The sequence below is a fragment of the Streptomyces sp. NPDC054047 genome (assembly GCF_055585065.1).
In genome coordinates this window covers 187,852-206,815 of sequence record NZ_JBVJKV010000014.1, presented here as the reverse complement: position 1 = coordinate 206,815, position 18,964 = coordinate 187,852, and the positions used below count along the sequence as shown (strand labels likewise).

Genomic DNA, 18,964 nt, shown 5'->3' with positions numbered 1-18,964 from the left:
GTGATCGACCGTCTGGAACCCCAGTTGGTCCCTCTAGGGCATTAATTTCACGGTCCCGGTGGCCTGTTGATCGCATCAGTCACAAAAAAAGTTCGAGATATCAGCCAGATCGTGCGACACACCGGCTCAATTGGCAGATGGCCTCAAGCAAACCCCTCTACCGTGTGAGGCGTGAGCAGCAGCGGCCTCATCTACGCAGTCATCGTCGGGGCCTGGGCCGCCTACTTGGTGCCGATGTGGCTCCGTAGGCAGGACGAGCTCAATGAAGCCCGTCCGACGGAACGCTTCAGCACCGCCATCCGGCTCTTGTCCGGACGGGCGGGGATGGAGCGCCGATACGCCAAGGACCTGCAAGCGCGCTCGCCTGAAGAGGAGGAGTCGCGCGACCCGGACAACGCCACCGGCTCGGTGGACGTCCGGGCCTTCGTCGCGCCTCCGCATCGACAGGGCGACCAGGAGGAGCGGCCCGAGCCGCAGGGCAAGGCGCCGGTCAAACCCCAGGCGCAGCAGCCCTCGGTGCGACCGCCGGCGCAGCAGCCTGCGGCGCGCTCCCAGGCGCACCCCGCGGCGAAGCCTCCGGCCAGGTCCTCGGTGAAGGCCCAGGTGAACACCCCGGCACCGGTACCGGCGCAGGCCCCAGCGCAGTCCGCCGCGCGCCCCCAGCAGTCGCCCGCCCAGCGTGCGGCATCGGCGGAAGCCGCCGCGCGCGCCCGGCGCGTGAAGGTGCTGGCGCGCCGTCGGCGTACGACGGTGATGCTCTTCATCGCCTTCACGATCGGCACGGTCGTCGCCGCGGTGGGCGGGCTCGCGTTCCTCTGGGCGCCCGCGGCGCCGGCCGCGCTCCTGAGCGCGTACATCGTCTACCTGCGCGGCCAGGAGCGGCGCCGCTTCACCTACACCATGGACCGGCGCAGGGCCGAGGTCGCCGCGCAGCGGCTTCGGGAGCGCCAGCCGCGCAGGCGCGCGTCGAGCGCCGCGGAAGCCGTCGTCGACGACGCGGAGGAAGGACCGGCCCCCGACACCGAGACGGGCCTGTCCGCGCTCGCCGCCGACCGCCGCGCCCTGGTCGAGCAGACCGACCACGCGGAGTGGGTCGACCAGCAGCGCGAGCGGCAGCGCCGCCCCGGCCACGGCGACAGCTGGGACCCGGTGCCGGTGCCCCTGCCGACGTACGTGACCGCGCCGGTCGCACCCCGGGCCACCGGTGACGTCGACCTGGGCGCACCCGATGCCTGGAGCTCGGCGCGGTCGAGCACCGTGGAGCCCGCGGCCGACGAGACGGACGAGGGCGAGTACGCGCAGTACGGCGAGTACGCCGAGGGCACGGAAGGCGCCGACGGCGTGGACGGAGTCGGTGGCCGCAGCGACGCACGGCGGGCGGCGTCCGCCCGCCGGGCCCGCGAGCGCGGACGCACGCCGCTCTTCGACCAGTACGAGGAAGGCGAGCGGCCACGGGCCGCCAACGAGTGAGGCCTGACCAGCCAGGAACGGATTTCCAAGCACCCGGATCGGGATGCTAGAGTTTCACTCGTTGCAAGGGCCTGTGGCGCAGTCTGGTAGCGCACCTCGTTCGCATCGAGGGGGTCTGGGGTTCAAATCCCCACAGGTCCACTGCACATGAGATCCCGTCCGGTTCTTCGAACCGGGCGGGATCTTTGCGTGTGCCTCGACACCGAAGCGCCGAAGCGCCGAAGAACCGCCGTGAGGTGCTGAAGGGCTACAGCTGCTTCGCGAAGCAGCGGCTCAGGTCCTCGAAGCGGTAGTGGCCGAACTTGCTGGGGGCCGGGGTGTAACCGGTCGAGGTGTACAGGGCTATCGCCTCCGGCTGCTTCGTGCCCGTCTCCAGGACCATGCGCGTACGGCCCGCCGCCCGCGCGTCGTCCTCCAGGGCCGCCAGGATGCGGCGGGCCAGGCCCAGGCCGCGGGCCTCCGGGGTGACGTACATGCGCTTGATCTCGGCGTCGCCGTGCGCGTAGCCCTCGTCGTTCTCCTCGTGGCCGCGCCAGCCGCCGGTGGCCAGCGGGGTGCCGTTCTCGTCGTACGCGAGGAGGTACAGGCCGCGCGGGACCGTGAACATCGCCGGGTCCAGAGGTGTGACGTCGCCCTCATCGCCGTACCGCTCCGCGTACTCGAGCTGGACGCGGTCGTTGAGCCTGACCGCGTCGGGGTGGTCGAAGGGGGTGGGGCGCAGCTCGACGGCGGGCCGCCGCAACGGTGACTGGATACTCATGCGAACCATCGTACTTCTATGCGGTGGGGTGGAGGTATCCATTAAGTGTGCCGGTATCGTTCCCGGATGCTCACTGTGACCTCTGTGAATGTGAATGGGCTGCGCGCCGCCGCCAAGAAGGGCTTCGTGGAGTGGCTCGCCGAGACCTCGGCCGACGTGCTCTGCCTCCAGGAGGTGCGGGCCGAGCCGCAGCAGCTGCCGGAGGAGGTGCGGGCCCCTGAGGGGTGGCACGTCACGCACGCGCCGGCCGCCGCGAAGGGGCGCGCGGGCGTCTCCCTCTATACGCGCCGTGAGCCGGATCGCGTGCAGGTCGGGTTCGGGTCGGATGAGTTCGACGGCAGCGGGCGCTACGTCGAGGCCGATCTGCCCGGCGTCACGGTCGCGAGCCTCTACCTGCCCTCCGGCGAGGTGGGCACGGAGCGGCAGGACGAGAAGGTCCGCTTCATGGGGGAGTTCCTCACGTACCTGAAGGGGCTCAAGCAGCGGGCCGCCGCCGAGGGGCGCCAGGTCGTGGTCTGCGGCGACTGGAACATCGCGCACCAGGAGGCCGACCTCAAGAACTGGAAGGGCAACAAGAAGAACTCCGGCTTCCTGCCCGAGGAGCGTGCCTGGCTCGGTGAGGTCTTCGAAGGCGACGCCGGCTACGTGGACGTGATGCGGGCGCTGCACCCCGACGTCGAGGGCCCCTACTCCTGGTGGTCCTACCGGGGGCGAGCCTTCGACAACGACACGGGCTGGCGAATCGACTACCACGTGGCGACGCCGGGGCTCGCCGAGCGCGCGGTCAAGGGATTCGTGGAGCGGGCGGCCAGTCATGAGGAGCGGTGGTCGGACCATGCGCCCGTAACGGTGGTCTACGACATGTGAGGCCGCGCGGCGCCATGGCATGTTGCGGGCACGTACCTGACAATGACTCAACTGTCAGCCGTGTGGGGGAGACTTCATGTCCGGTATGTCGAGACCGTCGCGTCGGGGTGTGCTGCTCGGGGCTCTGGGAGCCGGGATCGGGGCGGGGCTCCCGCCGGCCGTCGCGTCATCGGCCTCCGCCACCCCTTCCGCGAATGCCTCCGCCTCCGCTTCCGGTGGAGTGCCCCGGCGTACTCCACCGGTGCTCCTCACCGAACAGGCGACCCAGCAGATCCTCGTGCTCGATCCGCGGCGCAGGGTATGGGACGTGGAGGCCGATCCGTCCGTCGTGCGGTGGGCGTTCTCGCCGATGCGGCAGGCGGGGTACAAGGACCTGCGGCCCGAGGACAGTTGGGTGTATCCGAGCGAGTCGAAGGTGCGCAGGCACAAGGGGCGTACGTACGTCCTGACGACCGCGTCCTTCGGCTTCGTCGGGGTCGTCGACTACCCGTCGGGGCGGCGCTACTGGGGCGCGGCGATCGGACCCGGCGACGACCTCTTCAACCCGCACAGCGCGGAGATCCTGCCGGACGGCAACGTGGCGGTGGCGTGCAGCACGGGCGCGCTGGTCAGGCTGTACGCGGCGTCGCAGGGGCCGCGCGCCTCGCGGTACGCCGAGGCGGAACTCAAGGGCGCGCACGGGCTGCACTGGGACGGTGCGCGCGAGGTGCTGTGGGCCATCGGCGACGACGACCTGGTCACGTACGAAGTGGGCGGCACGCGGGCCCGGCCCGCGCTGACGCGGCGGTCGTCGGTGGGCCTCCCGATCGGGACTCCGGGCAGGACCGCGGGCGGCCACGACCTCTTTCCCGTGGCCGGGCGTCCGGAGCGGCTCTGGGTGACGACGAACGCGGCCGTCTTCCAGTACGACATCCCGAGCGGGGACTTCACGCAGGACTTCGCGGGCCACGAGGAGATCTCCCGGAAGTCGGTCAAGGGCGTCGGCAACGATCCGCGGACGGGGCAGGTCATCAGCACCGTGCCGGAGAGCGGCCTTGAGGAGACCTGGTGGACGACGAAGGTGAGCGTCCATCAGCCGCGCGGTGAGTACAAGCTGGTCGACGGCGGGATCTACAAGGCGCGGTGGTTCCTGCCGCGGTGAGGCGTGGGTGAGTCTTGGGTGGGGCGTGGATGAGGCGTGCCGGACGGGTTAGGCGTCGTCGTCCGGCTTCTCCGAGGCCAGGCGGCGGTCCAGGGCCATCGACAGTTCCGCCTCCACCACGCTCTTCGCCAGCGGGCGCAGGCGGTCGATGCTCACGTCGCCCGCCTCGGCGGGCGTGTGGGTGCGGATGATCGTGATGAACAACTCCGCGAGCGCGTCCGCGTGTTCGCGCACGCGCTGGCCCGCCTCCAGGACCGCCGCCAGCGGGATGCCCTCGCGGACCAGCGCCGACGAGACGTCCAGGAGGCGGCGGCTCACGTGGACGATCTCCTCGCCGTCCGTGCCGAGGTAGCCGAGGTCCAGGGCCGCGGCGAGGTTCTCGGGGGTGACCTCGCCCGCGAAGTGGTCGGCCAGTTCCTCGGGGGTGAGGCGGACCGGGGTCTCCTCGGTGGGTTCGCCGATGCCCAGGAGCTCGCCGACGTCGCGCCCGTTCTCGAAGGCCTCCGCGAGTTCCGCGATGCCGCTCAGGGTGTGGCCGCGGTCCAGGAGTGCGGCGATCGTCCGCAGTCTGGCCAGGTGATGGTCGTCGTACCAGGCGATGCGGCCCTCGCGGCGGGGTGGCGGGATAAGGCCGCGCTCACGGTAGAAGCGCACGGTGCGGACCGTGATGCCGGCCGCCTTGGCCAGCTCCTCCATGCGGTACTCGCGTGTCTCTGCCACGGCAGCAGCCTATGTGCTGCCGGATCGTGCAGGTGTTCTCCTCGCGCTACCGGCGGTAACTCGCGACGCCTGACCCCTACCCATCAGTACGCAGCTGTTCTAGTCTCCCAATTGCGCCAGTGGTCACTGGCAGAGTCGTGAAGCAGTTCGGGAGGCGGCGGCATGGCCGAGGACGAGCGCCAGCGGGTGCGCGAGCAGGGGCGCGAGCCGGGGAGCGAACACGAGCATGTGCGGGTGGCGGTGATCGGGTCCGGATTCGGTGGGCTCGGGGCCGCGGTCCGGCTGCGCCGGGAGGGCGTCACCGACTTCGTCGTCCTGGAGCGGGCCGGCGCGGTGGGCGGCACCTGGCGGGACAACAGCTATCCGGGCTGCGCGTGCGACGTGCCCTCGCACCTGTACTCGTTCTCCTTCGCGCCCAACCCCGACTGGCCGCGCACCTTCTCGGGCCAGGGCAAGATCCAGGAGTACCTGGAGCAGATCGCCGACACCTTCCGCCTGCGCCCGCACATCCGCCTCGACACCGAGGTGAAGCTGATGCGCTGGGACGCGGAAAAGCTGTGGTGGGAGATCGAGACCAGCAACGGCACCCTCACCGCCGACGTCGTCGTCTCCGCCACCGGACCGCTCTCCGACCCCAAGCTCCCGGACATCCCGGGCCTGGACACCTTCGAGGGCAAGGTCTTCCACTCCGCGCGCTGGGACCACGACTACGACCTGCGCGGCAAGCGCGTCGCGATGATCGGCACCGGCGCGTCCGCCATCCAGATCGTGCCCGCCATCCAGCGCGAGGTGGGCAGACTGACCCTCTTCCAGCGCACCCCGCCCTGGGTGATGCCGCGCATGGACCGTGCGATCACGAAGGCCGAGCGCTGGCTGCACCGCCAGCTGCCGTTCACCACGCACGCCCGGCGCGGAATCCTGTGGGGCATACGGGAGTTGCAGGTCCAGGCATTCACCAAGCGGCCGAACGAGCTCGGCGCGGTCGAGCAGCTCGCCAAGCGGAACATCGCGCGCGCCGTCAAGGACCCGGCGCTCCGGGCCAAGCTGACGCCCTCGTACCGCATCGGCTGCAAGCGGATCCTGCTCTCCAACACCTACTACCCGGCGCTCGCGCAGCCCAATGTGGACGTGGTCGCCAGCGGGCTCAGCGAGGTGCGCGGGAACACCGTCGTCGCCGCGGACGGCACCGAGACCGAGGTCGACGCGATCATCTTCGGTACGGGCTTCCACGTGACGGACATGCCGATCGCCAACCGCGTGGTGGGCCCCGACGGCGTGACGATGATGGAGACCTGGAAGGACGGGATGAAGTCGCTGCGCGGCGCGACCGCCGCGGGCTTCCCCAACTTCATGACGGTCATCGGCCCGAACACCGGGCTCGGCAACTCCTCGATGATCCTGATGATCGAGTCCCAGCTGAACTATCTCGCCGACTACATGCGGCAGTTGGACGTGCTCGGCGGCCGGGCCGCGCTCGCCGTGCGGACGAGCGCCGTCAACGCCTGGAACGACAAGGTTCAGGAGCGGATGAAGCGCACCGTGTGGAACACCGGCGGCTGCAACAGTTGGTACCTCGACGAGAACGGCGTGAACACCACGATCTGGCCCGGTACGACGTCCGAGTTCCGCGCCGCCACGCGGCGGGTGGATCTCGCCGAGTACGAGGTGGTGCGGCCGCCGAAGGTGAGTGCGGACGCGGCGCCGCCGAAGTCCCGCAAGGCGAAGAAGGTCGAGGCAGGCGCATGAGCAGGCTGACGCACGTGACGAGCGGGCCCTTCGCCCCGCCTCCCGCCGCGCGGGAGCTGACCGTCGTGTCGGCGGACGGCGCGCGGCTGCACGCCGAGGTGCACGGCCCTGAGGGCGCGCCCGCGGTGGTCCTCGCCCACGGATGGACGTGCTCGACCGCCTTCTGGGCGGCGCAGATACGTGACCTGGCGGTCGACCACCGGGTGATCGCGTACGACCAGCGGGGGCACGGGCGCAGTGCCGCGCCCGCGGGGGCGGAGGGGTACAGCACGACCGCCCTCGCCGACGACCTCGAAGCGGTGCTCGCGGCGACGCTCGCGCCGGGGGAGCGGGCCGTGCTCGCCGGGCACTCCATGGGCGGCATGACGATCATGGCCGCGAGTACGCGGCCGGGGTTCCGGGAGCACGCGGCGGCGGTTCTGCTGTGCAGCACGGGGAGTTCGCGGCTGGTGGCCGAGTCGCTCGTGGTGCCGATGCGGGCCGGGCGGATCCGGACGCGGCTGACGCGGTCGGTCCTGGGCGCGAAGGCGCCGCTGGGTCCTGTGACGCCGCTGGCCCGCCGCATCCTCAAGTACGCCACGATGGGCCCGGGTTCGCCCCCGGAGCGGGTCGAGGTGTGTGCGCGGATCGTGCACGGATGTCCTCGGGTGGTGCGCTACCGCTGGTCGCACGTGCTCGACGAGATCGAACTCGACGCGGGCGTCCTGGAGTTGACGGTGCCGACCGCGGTCGTCGCGGGTACGGCGGACCGGATGACGCCCGTCGCGGGCGCGCGGCGCATCGCCGCGATGCTGCCGGACTCCCTGGGCCTGACCGAGCTGCCGGGGCTCGGTCACATGACGCCCGTCGAGGCGCCGGAAGCGATAACGGACGGGATCAGGGATCTCGTGAAGCGGTACGTACGGGTGGGCGAAGAGCAGGTCCAGGGACTCGAAGGGAGCAGCGCATGAGCAAGGTCAGCCTGGAGGGTCAGGTCGCGGTCGTCACCGGGGCGGCGCGGGGCGTGGGGGAGCTGCTCGCGCGCAAGCTGTCGGCGCGGGGGGCGAAGGTCGCGCTCGTGGGCCTGGAGCCGGACGAGCTGAAGCAGGTGGCGGCTCGGCTGCACACGGAGAGCGAGGCCTGGCACGCGGACGTCACGGATCACGTGGCGATGGCGCGGGTCGCCCAGGAGGTCAAGGAGCGGTTCGGGAAGGTCGACATCGTCGTCGCCAACGCGGGCGTCGCCAACGGGGGGCCGTTCGTCGAGTCCGACCCCGAGGCGTGGCGCCGGGTGATCGAGGTCAACCTCATCGGCAGCGCGGTGACGGGCAGGGCGTTCCTGCCCGTGCTCATGGAGAGCCGCGGCTATCTCCTCCAGATCGCCTCGCTGGCGGCGATCACGCCGGCGCCGATGATGACGGCGTACTGCGCGTCGAAGTCGGGCGTGGAGGCGTACGCGCACTGTCTGCGGGCCGAGGTGGGCTACAAGGGCGTGAAGGTGGGCGTCGGTTACCTGTCCTGGACGGACACGGACATGGTGCGGGGCGCGGACCAGGACGACGTGATGCGGGAGTTGCGGCAGCGCCTGCCGTGGCCGTCCAACAAGACGTACCCGCTGGGCCCCGCGGTGGACCGGATCGTCGCCGGCATCGAGCGCCGGTCCAGCCATGTGTACGCGCAGTGGTGGCTGCGGGGGATGCAGGGCATCCGGGGATACCTTCCGGGGATCATCGGCTCGGTCGGCCAGCGTGAGATGCGGAGGTTCGAACCCCGGCTGGGTTCGGTCTCCACGGGGCTCGTGGGAGCGGGCGGCTCCGCCGATGAACAGGGCCGCGCGGGGCGGTAGTTGCTCGCGGGGGTCCTGCTCCCGGGGGCGGGGCGGGGCGTGCGCCTCGCCTCGCCTCGCTCGCGGCGGGGGTGGGGCGGGGCCCGCTTCACTGCGGGGGAGTGGGGCCGATCCGCCTCGCCGTGAGCGTCTGACCCGCCGTGGGGGCGGACCCTGGCCCGCCGCTCCGCGGCGGATCTTTCCCGCCCACCCACCCGATTACCCCGTGGTGAACAGGTGGGTGGGTGGGGGTGATTCGCCGCGGGCCATGGGGAGGGCGGGCGGGGTTGATCCGCCGCGAAGCGGTGGGACAGGGGCCGCACCCACCGAGCCGCAGGTGACGGCAGCCCCCCCCGCAGCGGCGCCGCAGGTAACCCGGCGCCGCAGGCAACCGGCGCCGCAGGCAACCGGCGCCGCAGGCAACCGGCGCCGCAGGCAACCGGCGCCGCAGGCAGAGCGAAGCCCACCCGGCGTCCCGGGTGGGCTCACTGGTCAAAGCTCAGCGCAGCGTCAGGCGTCGTAGTCCTGGTTGAACTTGTCCTGCTGCTCCTGCGCCGCCCGCTGTGCCTCGTCCGGGGACTTCGCGGAACGCTCCCGCGACTCCTCCTGGGCCTGCTGGCCGCGCTCCCGCGCGTCGTCACGAGCCTGCGAGGCGCGCTCGCTCGCCTCGTCCTTCTCGCCGCCCATGGCGCCCTTCGCCTTGGCGGAGAGGTCGTTGGCCTTGTCCTGGAACTGGTCCTTGATGCCCATGCGGTTCACTCCTAGAGGGTGAGGTTGGAAGGGCCTCGACCAGACTTACATGACGGTACATTCCCCGCATTTCGATCAATCACGGCCAGTGATCCGACACCGTAGGCCGCCTGCGAAACCCGCGCACCGACTACCCCCTCGGCGGCAGCTTCGGCCGCCTCCTGTCCGGTACGTCCTCCATCCCCGGCGGGTCCGCCGCCGGCTGCCGTTCCAGGAGGTCGAGCGCCACCCCCACCGCGTCGTCCAGCTGGGCGTGCCGGCCCTCCGCCCAGTCCAGGGGCGTGCGCAGCACCTCCAGGTCCGGGGCCACGCCGTGGTTCTCCACGGACCAGCCGTACGCGTCGAACCACCCCGCGTTCATCGGCACCGTGATGATCGTCCCGTCGCCCAGGACGTGCCGCCCGGTCATCCCGACCACGCCGCCCCACGTCCGCTGGCCCACCACCGGGCCGAGGCCGAGCAGCTTGAAGGCCGCCGTGATCATGTCGCCGTCCGAGGACGTCGCCTCGTCGGCCAGGGCCACCACGGGGCCGCGCGGGGCGTTCGACGCGTACGACACCGGCTGGGCGTTCCGCGTCAGGTCCCAGCCCAGGATCTTGCGCGTCAGCTTCTCGACGACCAGCTCGCTGATGTGGCCGCCCGCGTTGCCGCGCACGTCCACGATCAGGGCCGGGCGCGAGACCTCAAGGCGCAGGTCCCGGTTGAACTGGGCCCAGCCGGAGCCGCCCATGTCGGGGATGTGCAGGTAGCCGCACTTGCCCCCGCTCAACTCCCGTACGACCTCGCGGCGTTTGGCCACCCAGTCCTGGTAGCGCAGGGGGCGTTCGTTGATGAGGGGGACGATCGCCACCCTCCTCGACCTGCCCTCCCGCTCAGCGGGCTGGAACGTCAGCTCCACCGTCGTGCCGCCCGCTGCCGCGAGCAGGGGGAAGGGGCCCGTCACCGGGTCCACCGGGCGGCCGTCGATGTGGGTGAGGACCGCGCCCTCGCGGATGCCCGCGCCCGCGAGCGGCGAGCGCGCCTTGGAGTCGGATGAGTCGCCGGGCAGGATGCGCTTGATCATCCAGCTGCCGTCCCGGCAGACCAGGTTGGCGCCGAGCAGCCCCATCGCCCGCTGGTAGTGCGGCGGCCCTTCGTTGCGGCGAGCGGCGGAGACGTACGCATGGGACGTGCCCAGCTCGCCCAGGACCTCGCGCAGGAGGTCGGCGAACTCGTCGGGGGACGCGACCCGGTCCACCAGCGGCCGGTACTGGTCCAGGATCGCGGGCCAGTCGATGCCGCACATCCGAGGCTCCCAGAAGTAGGCGCGGATCAGGCGGCCCGCCTCGTCGTAGGACTGGCGCCACTCGGCCGCCGGGTCGACCTCGTGCAGGATGCGGCGCAGGTCGATCCAGACGGTCGTGTCGACGTCGCCGGTCTCCGTCGAGGGGACCGCGCGCAGGTCGCCCTCGTCGACCACCACGAGCCGCGAGCCGTCGCCGCTGAGCGCGAACCAGTCGAGGTGGTCGACAAGCGCGGACTTCTTGCCCTTGGTGATGTTGAAGTACTCCAGGGTGGGGCGTCCCGAGGTGTCCGCCGGGTTGGCGAACGTCTCGCCGAGCGCGCCCGAGATCGGCCAGCGCAGCCAGACCAGGCCGCCACCGCTGACGGGGTGGAGCGCCGAGTACTTCGACGCCGAGACCGGGAACGGCGTCACCCTGCTCTCCAGGCCCTCCACCTCCACGATGACGGCGCCGTCCTCCGACCCGCTGTCGGCCGGGTCGAGCCCGCCCGCGGCCGGCCGGCCGTCGGGGGAGAGGGCGAAGGGGGACGGGGTGGCCGAGGACAGGGGGACCAGGTAGGGACGGCAGCCGAGCGGGAAGGACAGGTCGCCGGTGTGCACGTCGTAGACCGGGTCGAAGCCGCGCCAGGAGAGGAAGGCGAGATAGCGGCCGTCGCGGGTGAAGACCGGGTTCTCGTCCTCGAAGCGGCCGTTGGTCACGTCGACGATCGTGCGGGCGCCGGGACCGTGGATGCGGGCCATCTTGATCTGCCGCAGGGAGCGGCCGATGCCCGGATGCGACCAGGTCAGCCATGCCCCGTCCGGGGAGAACGCCAGGTCGCGCACCGGTCCGTTGACGGAGCGGATCAGCTCCGTCACCTCGCCGTTCGACTCCTCGGTGGCGTCGACCAGGAGGAGCCTGCCGTCGTTCGACGAGATGGCGAGCCGTTCGCCGTCGGGGTCGGAGAGCAGTTCGAGGACCCGGCCGAGCTCGCCCTGCGCCAGCCTGCGCGGTTCGCGCTCGCCGCTCGCGCGCGGCAGATAGGCGATCTCGACGGCGTCCTCGCCCTCCGCGTCGGTGACGTAGGCGACCTGCCCGCCCTTGCCGAGCATCTCCGGGAGCCGGACGCGCACGCCCGGGGTGTCCGTGATGGTGCGGGCGGGCCCGTCCCGGTGCGTGAGCCAGTACAGGCTGCCGCGTACGACGACGGCGCTGGCCCGGCCGGTCGTGTCCACGGAGATCGAGTCGAGGTGCTGCGCGGCCGGCACCTGATAGATCCGCCGTCCGGCGCGTGGCCCGCCCAGGCGCACGTCGAGGCGGCGCGGCACGGAGTCGGCGGACAGGTCGTCCACCAGCCAGACGTCGCCCGCGCACTGGTAGACGACGCGGGTGCCGTCGCTGGAGGCGTGCCGGGCGTAGAACGCGTCGTGATCGGTGTGCCGGCGCAGGTCGGAGCCGTCCGGCAGGCAGGAGTAGAGGTTGCCGACGCCCTCGTGGTCGGAGAGGAAGGCGATCCTGCCGTCCACGAACATGGGGGCGTCCAGGTGCCCGTCGAGGTCGGGCAGGAGCTGTTCGCCGTGCAGCCACAGGCGGCCCGTCGCCCCGCCCCGGTAGCGCTTCCAGGCGGCGGGCTCGTGCGGGGGCTTGCCGGTCAGGAGCAGCGTCTTGCGCTCGCCGTCGATGTCGTTGACCGCGATGTCGTACACCGGGCCCCAGGGCAGCTTGCCGCCGGGTGAGCCGTCGGTGTGCACGCTGTAGGCCCAGCAGAAGTACGAGAAGGGCTGGCCGTGCGAGGAGACGGCGAGGATGTCGCCGTCGGGGGACCAGCCGCAGACCCGGGTGTCCGTGCTCCCCCAGTAGGTGAGGCGCCGGGCCGGGCCGCCGTCGACCGGGGCGAGATGGATCTCGGGGTCGAGGCTGCGCCAGGTCGTGTACGCGATGTGGCGGCCGTCCGGCGAGAAGCGCGGGTGGCTCACCTTGGTCCGGTCGACGGTCACCCGCCAGGCCCTGCCCGCGGGGGCGCCGTCCGGGCTCAGCGGGGCCACCCAGAGATCGTCCTCGGCCGCGAAACAGAGACGGTCGCCGCTGAGGTGCGGAAATCGCAGGTAGGCGTGGTCAGCATGGGCTTCATCGCGCGCGTCGGTCACTTCACCATGCTTTTCCGGTGCGGAGGGCCCGGCAACTCGTACACGGGGGCGGACAGGTGCGGACGGGCGTGGATCGATGCGTGGATCGATGCGGGGAGCAGTGCGGGGAGCGAGCGCGTGACGCAGCACACGTACGAAACTGTTTCGTTTCGTTAAGGCCGCGGGTACAGTCATGGCGTACGCAGCGGTTTCGACGAGGAGCGGAGGGATCATGGCTGAGGCGGCAACGGTGCGGCGTAGCCGGATCACACCCGAGCGCGAGGCCGAGCTCTACGCGGCCGTGCTCGACCTGCTCCGCGAGGTCGGCTACGAGGCGCTCACGATGGACGCCGTCGCGGCCCGTGCGAAATCCAGCAAGGCCACCCTCTACCGCCAGTGGGGGAGCAAGCCGGAGCTGGTCGTCAGGGCGCTGCGGCACAACAAGCCGGTGTCCATCGAGGACATCGACACCGGGTCCCTGCGCGGCGACCTGATCGAGTCCGTGAACCGTTCGGACGACTGTCAGATGGAGCAGGACGCTGCGCTGATGCGCAGCCTGTTCCACGCCATCCACGAGAACCCCGAACTCCACCAGGCGCTGCGGCAGTTGCTCATCGAGCCGGAGATCACGGGCCTGAACGCACTGCTGCGCAGGGCCGTGGACCGCGGCGAAGTGGACCCGGGCAACCCGGCGTTGAACTACGTCATCCACATGATGGTCGGGGCCTTCGTCGCCCGTGACCTGATCGAGGACCGCACGGTCGACCGTGATTTCCTCCGTTCCTACATCGACGCCGTGATCCTCCCCGCTCTCGGCGTCTGACCCGACCCCCTCACCAGCCCCACCCTCTCCACCTGACGCGACCGCTCACGTCGTCGGGCTGATCCCCCCTGCCCTCAGACACAACGACCTGACCGGGAGTTCGCCCTCGTGGCCACTTTCCTCTACAAACTCGGCCGACTCGCCTTCAGGCGACGGCACTTCGTCGCCCTGATCTGGGTGGCGCTCCTGACGCTCGCCGGAGTCGGCGCCGCGTCCGCGCCCACCGCCGCCTCCAGCTCCTTCTCCATTCCCGGGACCGAGGCCCAGAAGGCCTTCGACCTGCTCGAAGAGCGCGTGCCCGAATCCAGTGCCGACGGCGCGAGTGCCCGTGTCGTCTTCAAGGCACCGGACGGCGAGAAGGTCACCGACCCGGCCAACAAGGCCGAGATCCAGAAGACCGTCGCCGCCCTCAAGTCCGGTTCGGACGAGGTGGCGCGGGCGGACAGCCCCTTCCAGACCAAGACGGTCAGCAAGGACGGCTCCACCGCGTACGCGTCGGTCTCGTACAAGGTCACCTCGATGGAGCTGACCGACGAGAGCCGTGACGCGCTGGAGAAGACCACCGAGCAGGCGCGTGACTCCGGGCTCACGGTCGAGGTCGGCGGCGACGCGCTGCAGGCCATGCCCGAGACCGGGGCCACCGAAATCATCGGCATCGCGGTCGCGGCCGTCGTCCTCGTCATCACCTTCGGCTCGCTGATCGCGGCGGGTCTTCCCCTCCTCACCGCGCTGATCGGCGTGGGCATCGGGGTCTCCTCGATCACCGCGCTCGCCAGCGCGCTCGACCTGGGGACGACGACCTCCACGCTCGCGATGATGATCGGTCTCGCGGTCGGCATCGACTACGCGCTCTTCATCGTCTCCCGCTACCGCGGCGAACTCGCCGACGGACGGGACCGCGAGGAGGCGGCGGGCCGCGCCGTGGGAACCGCCGGTTCGGCCGTGGTCTTCGCCGGGCTCACCGTGGTCATCGCCCTGGTCGGCCTCGCCGTGGTGAACATCCCGATGCTCACCAAGATGGGCTTCGCGGCGGCCGGCACGGTGGTCATCGCCGTACTCATCGCGCTCACCCTGATCCCGGCGCTGCTCGGGTACGCGGGCAAGAAGGTCAAGCCCACGGGCGAGAAGAGCAAGGTGCTCGGCAGGGGCGGCAAGAAGGCCGCCGCGGAGTCCGACGCCAAGCCGAAGGACAACCTGGGCACCCGCTGGGCGCGCTTCGTCATCCGCCGCCCGCTGACGGTCCTGCTGGTCGGTGTCATCGGCCTCGGCGCCGCGGCGCTGCCCGTCTCCTCCCTCGAACTGGGCCTCCCGGACGACGGCGCGCAGCCGACGTCCACGACCCAGCGCAAGGCGTACGACCTGGTCTCCGACGGATTCGGGCCCGGTTTCAACGGCCCGCTGATGACGGTCGCCGACCTCAAGGGGTCGGCCGACCCGAAGGCCGCGGCCGGTGAGATCAGCAAGACGATCTCCGGACTCGACGACGTCCTCTCGGTCGCCCCGCCGATGCTCAACAAGGAGGGCGACACGGCGATCATCAGCGTCGTCCCGTCCTCCAAGCCCAGCGGCATCGAGACCGAGAACCTCGTGCACTCGATCCGCGACGCGGGCGCCGACATCAAGGCCGACACCGGCGCGAGCGTCATGGTCACCGGCACGACGGCCATGAACATCGACGTCTCGCAGAAGCTGAACGACGCCCTGCTGCCCTACCTGGCCCTGGTCGTCGGCCTCGCCTTCCTCCTCCTGATCGTCGTCTTCCGCTCCATCCTGGTCCCGCTCAAGGCGGCGCTCGGCTTCCTGCTCTCGGTCCTCGCGGCCCTGGGCGCGGTCGTCGCGGTCTTCCAGTGGGGCTGGCTCGGCTCGCTCTTCGGCGTGGAGCAGACCGGCCCGATCATGAGCATGATGCCGATCTTCATGGTGGGCGTCGTCTTCGGCCTCGCGATGGACTACGAGGTGTTCCTCGTGACGCGCATGCGAGAGGCGTACGTCCACGGGGAGCGGCCCGGCCAGGCGGTCGTGACCGGCTTCCGGCACGGGGCGCGCGTGGTCTCGGCGGCCGCCGTGATCATGATGGCGGTGTTCGCCGGCTTCATCGGCTCCAGCGAGCAGATGGTCAAGATGATCGGCTTCGGTCTCGCGATCGCCGTCTTCTTCGACGCGTTCATCGTGCGCATGGCGCTGGTCCCGGCCGTGCTCGCGCTGCTGGGCAAGCGGGCGTGGTGGCTGCCGAAGTGGCTGGACCGCGCGCTGCCGAACGTCGACGTCGAGGGCGAGGGCCTGCGTGACCTCGACGCGTCGGGCGCGGGAGGTCCCGAGGAGGACCGGGAGCTCACGCGCGTCTGACCCGCGTCAGTGCGGGACGGGGGCGGTCGCGTACGTGCGGCGCAGGAAGCGGATCAGCGCCGATGCGTCGAACTGCACGACCGCCACTCCCTGCGCCGAGTGGAACTCCATGACCGTCTGGACCCGCCCACAGGGCCATATGTGTACGTCGCCGCTGGTGGTCGGGGCCCGCAGCCCCTGTTCGAGCAGCTGCCGGGCGAAGGTCCACTCGTGGGAACCAGGGAGGCCGATCCGCACCGACTGCGGGTCGGCCTCCGGGTCGTACCGGAGGACGGCGGGGACGGCCAGCTGGTCGTCAGGGGAGTCCGTGACGACGTGGGCACGTGCGAACTGCTCTACTGCGGACATCGCCGAACTCCTCACCATCACGTGCCTTCTGCCCTCTAATGTCCCATATATTCCGATTCCTGCTCCAGGTGTGACCGGGATAACTGGGTAGTCGCCGCTCTTGCAAACCGTTCGCAACAAGGCACTATCATTGAACGGTTCACGAGCGATCCGCTCTGCTTCTCTCTTCCTGTCCTGCCCAGGAGCGCGCGCATGCATGTCCCCGACGGATTCATCAACGCACCCGTCTCCGCCGCCACCGGGGTCATCGCCGCCGGGGCGATCGCCGTCAGCCTCCGTGGCGCACGGCGTGAGCTGGACGAACGGACCGCGCCGCTGGCCGGCCTCGTCGCCGCGTTCATCTTCGCGGTGCAGATGCTGAACTTCCCGGTCGCCGCCGGCACCAGCGGACATCTGCTCGGCGGAGCACTCGCCGCGATACTCGTCGGCCCCTATACAGGCGTCCTGTGCGTCTCCGTCGTGCTGCTCATGCAGGGCGTCCTCTTCGCCGACGGCGGCCTGACCGCGCTCGGCGTGAACATCACGGACATGGCGATCGTCACGACCGTCGTGGCCTACCTCGTCTTCCGCGGCCTGGTGAAGGTGCTCCCGCGCACCCGCCGCTCCATCACCGCCTCCTCCTTCGTCGCCGCGCTGCTCTCCGTGCCCGCCGCCGCGGTCGCCTTCACGTTCCTCTACGCGCTCGGCGGCACCACCGACGTCTCCATCGGCAAGGTCGCCACCGCCATGGTCGGCGTGCACGTCCTCATCGGCATCGGCGAGGCGGCCATCACCGCGCTCACCGTCGGAGCCGTCATCGCGGTCCGCCCCGACCTGGTCTACGGCGCCCGCGGCCTCACCCAGAAGCTGAAGCTGCGCGTCGCGGGCGAGCTGGTCGACGCCCCCGCCGCCGATACCCCGGCCCCTGCAGCCGCGCGCTCCCACCGCAAGGTGTGGATCGCGGGCCTGGTCACCTCCCTCGTCCTCGCGGGCTTCGTCAGCTTCTACGCCTCCGCGAACCCCGACGGCCTGGAGAAGGTCGCCGCCGACAAGGGCATCGACAAGAAGGCCGAGGAGCACGCCACGTCGGACTCCCCGCTCGCCGACTACGGCGTCAAGGACATCACCGACAGCCGCCTCTCCGGCGGCCTCGCGGGCGTGATCGGCGTCGGCGTCACCGTCGTCGCGGGATCGGCCGTCTTCTGGGCGCTGCGGCGTCGCCGTACGGCGGACACGGACCCGGCATCCACGGCGTCCGTCTCCGAGAACGCCTGACATGGGTTCGGGCCACGCCCACCGGCTCTACCGGCACGGCCACTCCCCGGTGCACGCGCTGCCCCCGCACACCAAGCTCGCGGCGGTCTTCTGCTTCGTGGTCGTGGTGGTCTCCACACCGCGCGAGGCGATGTGGGCGTTCGCTCTCTACGCGGTGCTGCTCGGCGTGGTGGCGTACGCGTCCCGCGTCCCGCTCCCCTTCCTCCTGAAGCGGCTGCTCATCGAGGTGCCGTTCGTGGCGTTCGCGGTGCTCATGCCGTTCGTGGCGGAGGGCGAGCGCGTCGACGTACTGGGCATGTCCCTGAGCGTGAACGGACTCTGGGGCGCCTGGAACGTCCTGGCCAAGGGCACGCTCGGCGTCGCGGCCTCCGTGCTCCTCGCCTCGACCACCGAACTGCGCTCGCTGCTCCTGGGCCTCCAGCGGCTGAAGCTGCCGCCGCTGCTCGTCCAGATCGCCTCGTTCATGATCCGCTACGGCGACGTGATCACGGACGAGATGCGCCGCATGAAGATCGCACGCGAGTCGCGCGGCTTCGAGGCGCGGGGCGTGAGCCAGTGGGGCGTCCTCGCGAAGTCCGCCGGCGCGCTCTTCATCCGCTCGTACGAGAGGGGCGAGCGGGTGCACCTGGCCATGGTCAGCCGGGGATACGCCGGTTCGATGCCGGTGATCGACGAGGTCACGGCCTCGCGTGCACAGTGGACGTACGCCTTCGCCCTGCCGGGCGCCGCTCTTGTCGTCTGCCTGCTGGGATGGACCCTGTGACTACTGCTCCCGCCTCTCTGGACGTCTCCGGCCTCGCCTTCGCCTACCCCGACGGGCACCAGGCGCTCTTCGGCGTCGACATGACGATCGGCCGCGGCGAGCGGGTCGCGCTGCTCGGCCCGAACGGCGCGGGCAAGACGACGCTCGTCCTGCACCTGAACGGCATCCTGACGGGCGGCGCGGGCACGGTCACCGTCGCGGGCCTGCCCGTCGGCAAGAAGCACATGGCGGAGATCAGGCGACGGGTCGGCATCGTCTTCCAGGACCCCGACGACCAGCTCTTCATGCCGACGGTGCGCGAGGACGTGGCGTTCGGCCCGGCGGCGGCCGGGATGCGGGGTCCCGAACTGGAGGCGCGGGTCCAGAAGGCGCTGGCGCAGGTGGGCATGGCGGAGTTCGCCGACCGCCCGCCGCACCACCTCTCCTTCGGCCAGCGCAGGCGGGTCGCGGTGGCGACGGTCCTCGCGATGGAGCCGGAGATCCTGGTCCTCGACGAACCGTCGTCGAACCTGGACCCGGCATCACGCCGCGAACTGGCCGACATCCTGCGGTCGTTGGACGTGACGGTCCTGATGGTCACGCACGACCTGCCGTACGCGCTCGAACTGTGCCCCCGGGCCCTGATCCTCAGCGAAGGCGTGATCGCGGCGGACGGGCCGTCGGGGGAGCTGCTCGGTGACGAGGACCTCATGGGCGCGCACCGGCTTGAGCTGCCGTTCGGCTTCGATCCGAAGACGGTGAAGGTGAACCGGTAGGGAATCCATGGCAGTGGGCGGCTGTTGGT

The 18,964-nt window shown here is 71.0% G+C and carries 16 protein-coding genes and 1 tRNA gene; 12 read left to right on the top strand and 5 right to left on the bottom strand.

What is annotated here, in order from left to right:
- Positions 1–171 precede the first annotated feature (171 nt).
- Both sepX and ACZ6ZP_RS37970 read left to right on the top strand, forming a co-directional pair.
- The gene (gene sepX, locus ACZ6ZP_RS37975) at positions 172–1,470 is read left to right on the top strand and encodes a divisome protein SepX/GlpR (RefSeq protein WP_469410231.1); all 1,299 of its coding nucleotides are present in this window, start codon (positions 172–174) and stop codon (positions 1,468–1,470) included.
- 67 nt (positions 1,471–1,537) lie between these two features.
- Positions 1,538–1,611 (top strand) — tRNA-Ala (locus ACZ6ZP_RS37970).
- A gap of 106 nt (positions 1,612–1,717) precedes the next feature.
- Here ACZ6ZP_RS37970 and ACZ6ZP_RS37965 read toward each other — a convergent pair.
- The gene (locus tag ACZ6ZP_RS37965) at positions 1,718–2,230 is read right to left on the bottom strand and encodes a GNAT family N-acetyltransferase (RefSeq protein ID WP_351162882.1); all 513 of its coding nucleotides are present in this window, start codon (positions 2,228–2,230) and stop codon (positions 1,718–1,720) included.
- Between the two features lie 66 nt (positions 2,231–2,296).
- On the opposite strand from ACZ6ZP_RS37965, the gene ACZ6ZP_RS37960 reads away from it, so the two are divergent.
- Both ACZ6ZP_RS37960 and ACZ6ZP_RS37955 read left to right on the top strand, forming a co-directional pair.
- A complete protein-coding gene (locus ACZ6ZP_RS37960) occupies positions 2,297–3,097 on the top strand; it encodes an exodeoxyribonuclease III (protein WP_351162884.1) in 801 nt (266 codons plus the stop codon).
- A gap of 241 nt (positions 3,098–3,338) precedes the next feature.
- Positions 3,339–4,238 carry a DUF6528 family protein gene (locus ACZ6ZP_RS37955; protein WP_351162886.1) on the top strand — a complete coding sequence of 300 codons (900 nt, stop codon included), beginning with the start codon at positions 3,339–3,341 and terminating at the stop codon, positions 4,236–4,238.
- 48 nt (positions 4,239–4,286) lie between these two features.
- Here the strand turns inward: ACZ6ZP_RS37955 and ACZ6ZP_RS37950 are convergent, their stop codons facing one another.
- Entirely contained in the window at positions 4,287–4,934 is a 648-nt protein-coding gene (locus ACZ6ZP_RS37950; RefSeq protein WP_383819361.1) for a MerR family transcriptional regulator, read from the bottom strand.
- A 186-nt stretch (positions 4,935–5,120) separates the two neighbouring features.
- On the opposite strand from ACZ6ZP_RS37950, the gene ACZ6ZP_RS37945 reads away from it, so the two are divergent.
- Genes ACZ6ZP_RS37945 through ACZ6ZP_RS37935 form a run of 3 tightly spaced genes read left to right on the top strand, consistent with a single transcriptional unit; the run spans position 5,121 to position 8,529 of the window.
- Complete coding sequence (locus ACZ6ZP_RS37945; RefSeq protein WP_351162890.1) at positions 5,121–6,704, top strand: flavin-containing monooxygenase; 1,584 nt, start codon at positions 5,121–5,123, stop codon at positions 6,702–6,704.
- Entirely contained in the window at positions 6,701–7,654 is a 954-nt protein-coding gene (locus tag ACZ6ZP_RS37940) for an alpha/beta fold hydrolase (protein ID WP_351162892.1), read from the top strand. The genes ACZ6ZP_RS37945 and ACZ6ZP_RS37940 overlap by 4 nt, the downstream gene beginning before the upstream one ends.
- Positions 7,651–8,529 carry an SDR family oxidoreductase gene (locus ACZ6ZP_RS37935; RefSeq protein ID WP_351162894.1) on the top strand — a complete coding sequence of 293 codons (879 nt, stop codon included), beginning with the start codon at positions 7,651–7,653 and terminating at the stop codon, positions 8,527–8,529. Before ACZ6ZP_RS37940 ends, ACZ6ZP_RS37935 begins: the two co-directional genes overlap by 4 nt.
- A gap of 489 nt (positions 8,530–9,018) precedes the next feature.
- On the opposite strand, the gene ACZ6ZP_RS37930 is transcribed toward ACZ6ZP_RS37935, so the two are convergent.
- Together ACZ6ZP_RS37930 and ACZ6ZP_RS37925 are read right to left on the bottom strand one after the other, a co-directional pair.
- Entirely contained in the window at positions 9,019–9,258 is a 240-nt protein-coding gene (locus ACZ6ZP_RS37930; RefSeq protein ID WP_351162896.1) for a hypothetical protein, read from the bottom strand.
- 130 nt (positions 9,259–9,388) lie between these two features.
- Entirely contained in the window at positions 9,389–12,667 is a 3,279-nt protein-coding gene (locus ACZ6ZP_RS37925; protein ID WP_351162898.1) for a S41 family peptidase, read from the bottom strand.
- Positions 12,668–12,896: 229 nt separating this feature from the next.
- Between ACZ6ZP_RS37925 and ACZ6ZP_RS37920 the strand changes: the two genes are divergently transcribed.
- Together ACZ6ZP_RS37920 and ACZ6ZP_RS37915 are read left to right on the top strand one after the other, a co-directional pair.
- On the top strand, positions 12,897–13,469 hold the full coding sequence (locus tag ACZ6ZP_RS37920) for a TetR/AcrR family transcriptional regulator (RefSeq protein WP_366463869.1): 573 nt from the start codon (positions 12,897–12,899) through the stop codon (positions 13,467–13,469).
- A gap of 108 nt (positions 13,470–13,577) precedes the next feature.
- On the top strand, positions 13,578–15,815 hold the full coding sequence (locus ACZ6ZP_RS37915) for an MMPL family transporter (protein WP_469410230.1): 2,238 nt from the start codon (positions 13,578–13,580) through the stop codon (positions 15,813–15,815).
- 6 nt (positions 15,816–15,821) lie between these two features.
- On the opposite strand, the gene ACZ6ZP_RS37910 is transcribed toward ACZ6ZP_RS37915, so the two are convergent.
- Positions 15,822–16,163, bottom strand: a complete 342-nt coding sequence (locus ACZ6ZP_RS37910) for an SsgA family sporulation/cell division regulator (RefSeq protein ID WP_351162904.1) — start codon at positions 16,161–16,163, stop codon at positions 15,822–15,824.
- Between the two features lie 192 nt (positions 16,164–16,355).
- Here ACZ6ZP_RS37910 and ACZ6ZP_RS37905 point away from each other — a divergent pair, with 192 nt between their 5' ends.
- From ACZ6ZP_RS37905 to ACZ6ZP_RS37895, 3 genes are read left to right on the top strand one after another with little or no spacing between them, the layout of a single operon-like run.
- A complete protein-coding gene (locus tag ACZ6ZP_RS37905; RefSeq protein ID WP_361466353.1) occupies positions 16,356–17,417 on the top strand; it encodes an energy-coupling factor ABC transporter permease in 1,062 nt (353 codons plus the stop codon).
- 1 nt (position 17,418) lies between these two features.
- Entirely contained in the window at positions 17,419–18,180 is a 762-nt protein-coding gene (cbiQ, locus tag ACZ6ZP_RS37900) for a cobalt ECF transporter T component CbiQ (protein ID WP_351162908.1), read from the top strand.
- The gene (locus tag ACZ6ZP_RS37895; RefSeq protein ID WP_469410229.1) at positions 18,168–18,935 is read left to right on the top strand and encodes an energy-coupling factor ABC transporter ATP-binding protein; all 768 of its coding nucleotides are present in this window, start codon (positions 18,168–18,170) and stop codon (positions 18,933–18,935) included. Before cbiQ ends, ACZ6ZP_RS37895 begins: the two co-directional genes overlap by 13 nt.
- Positions 18,936–18,964 lie beyond the last annotated feature (29 nt).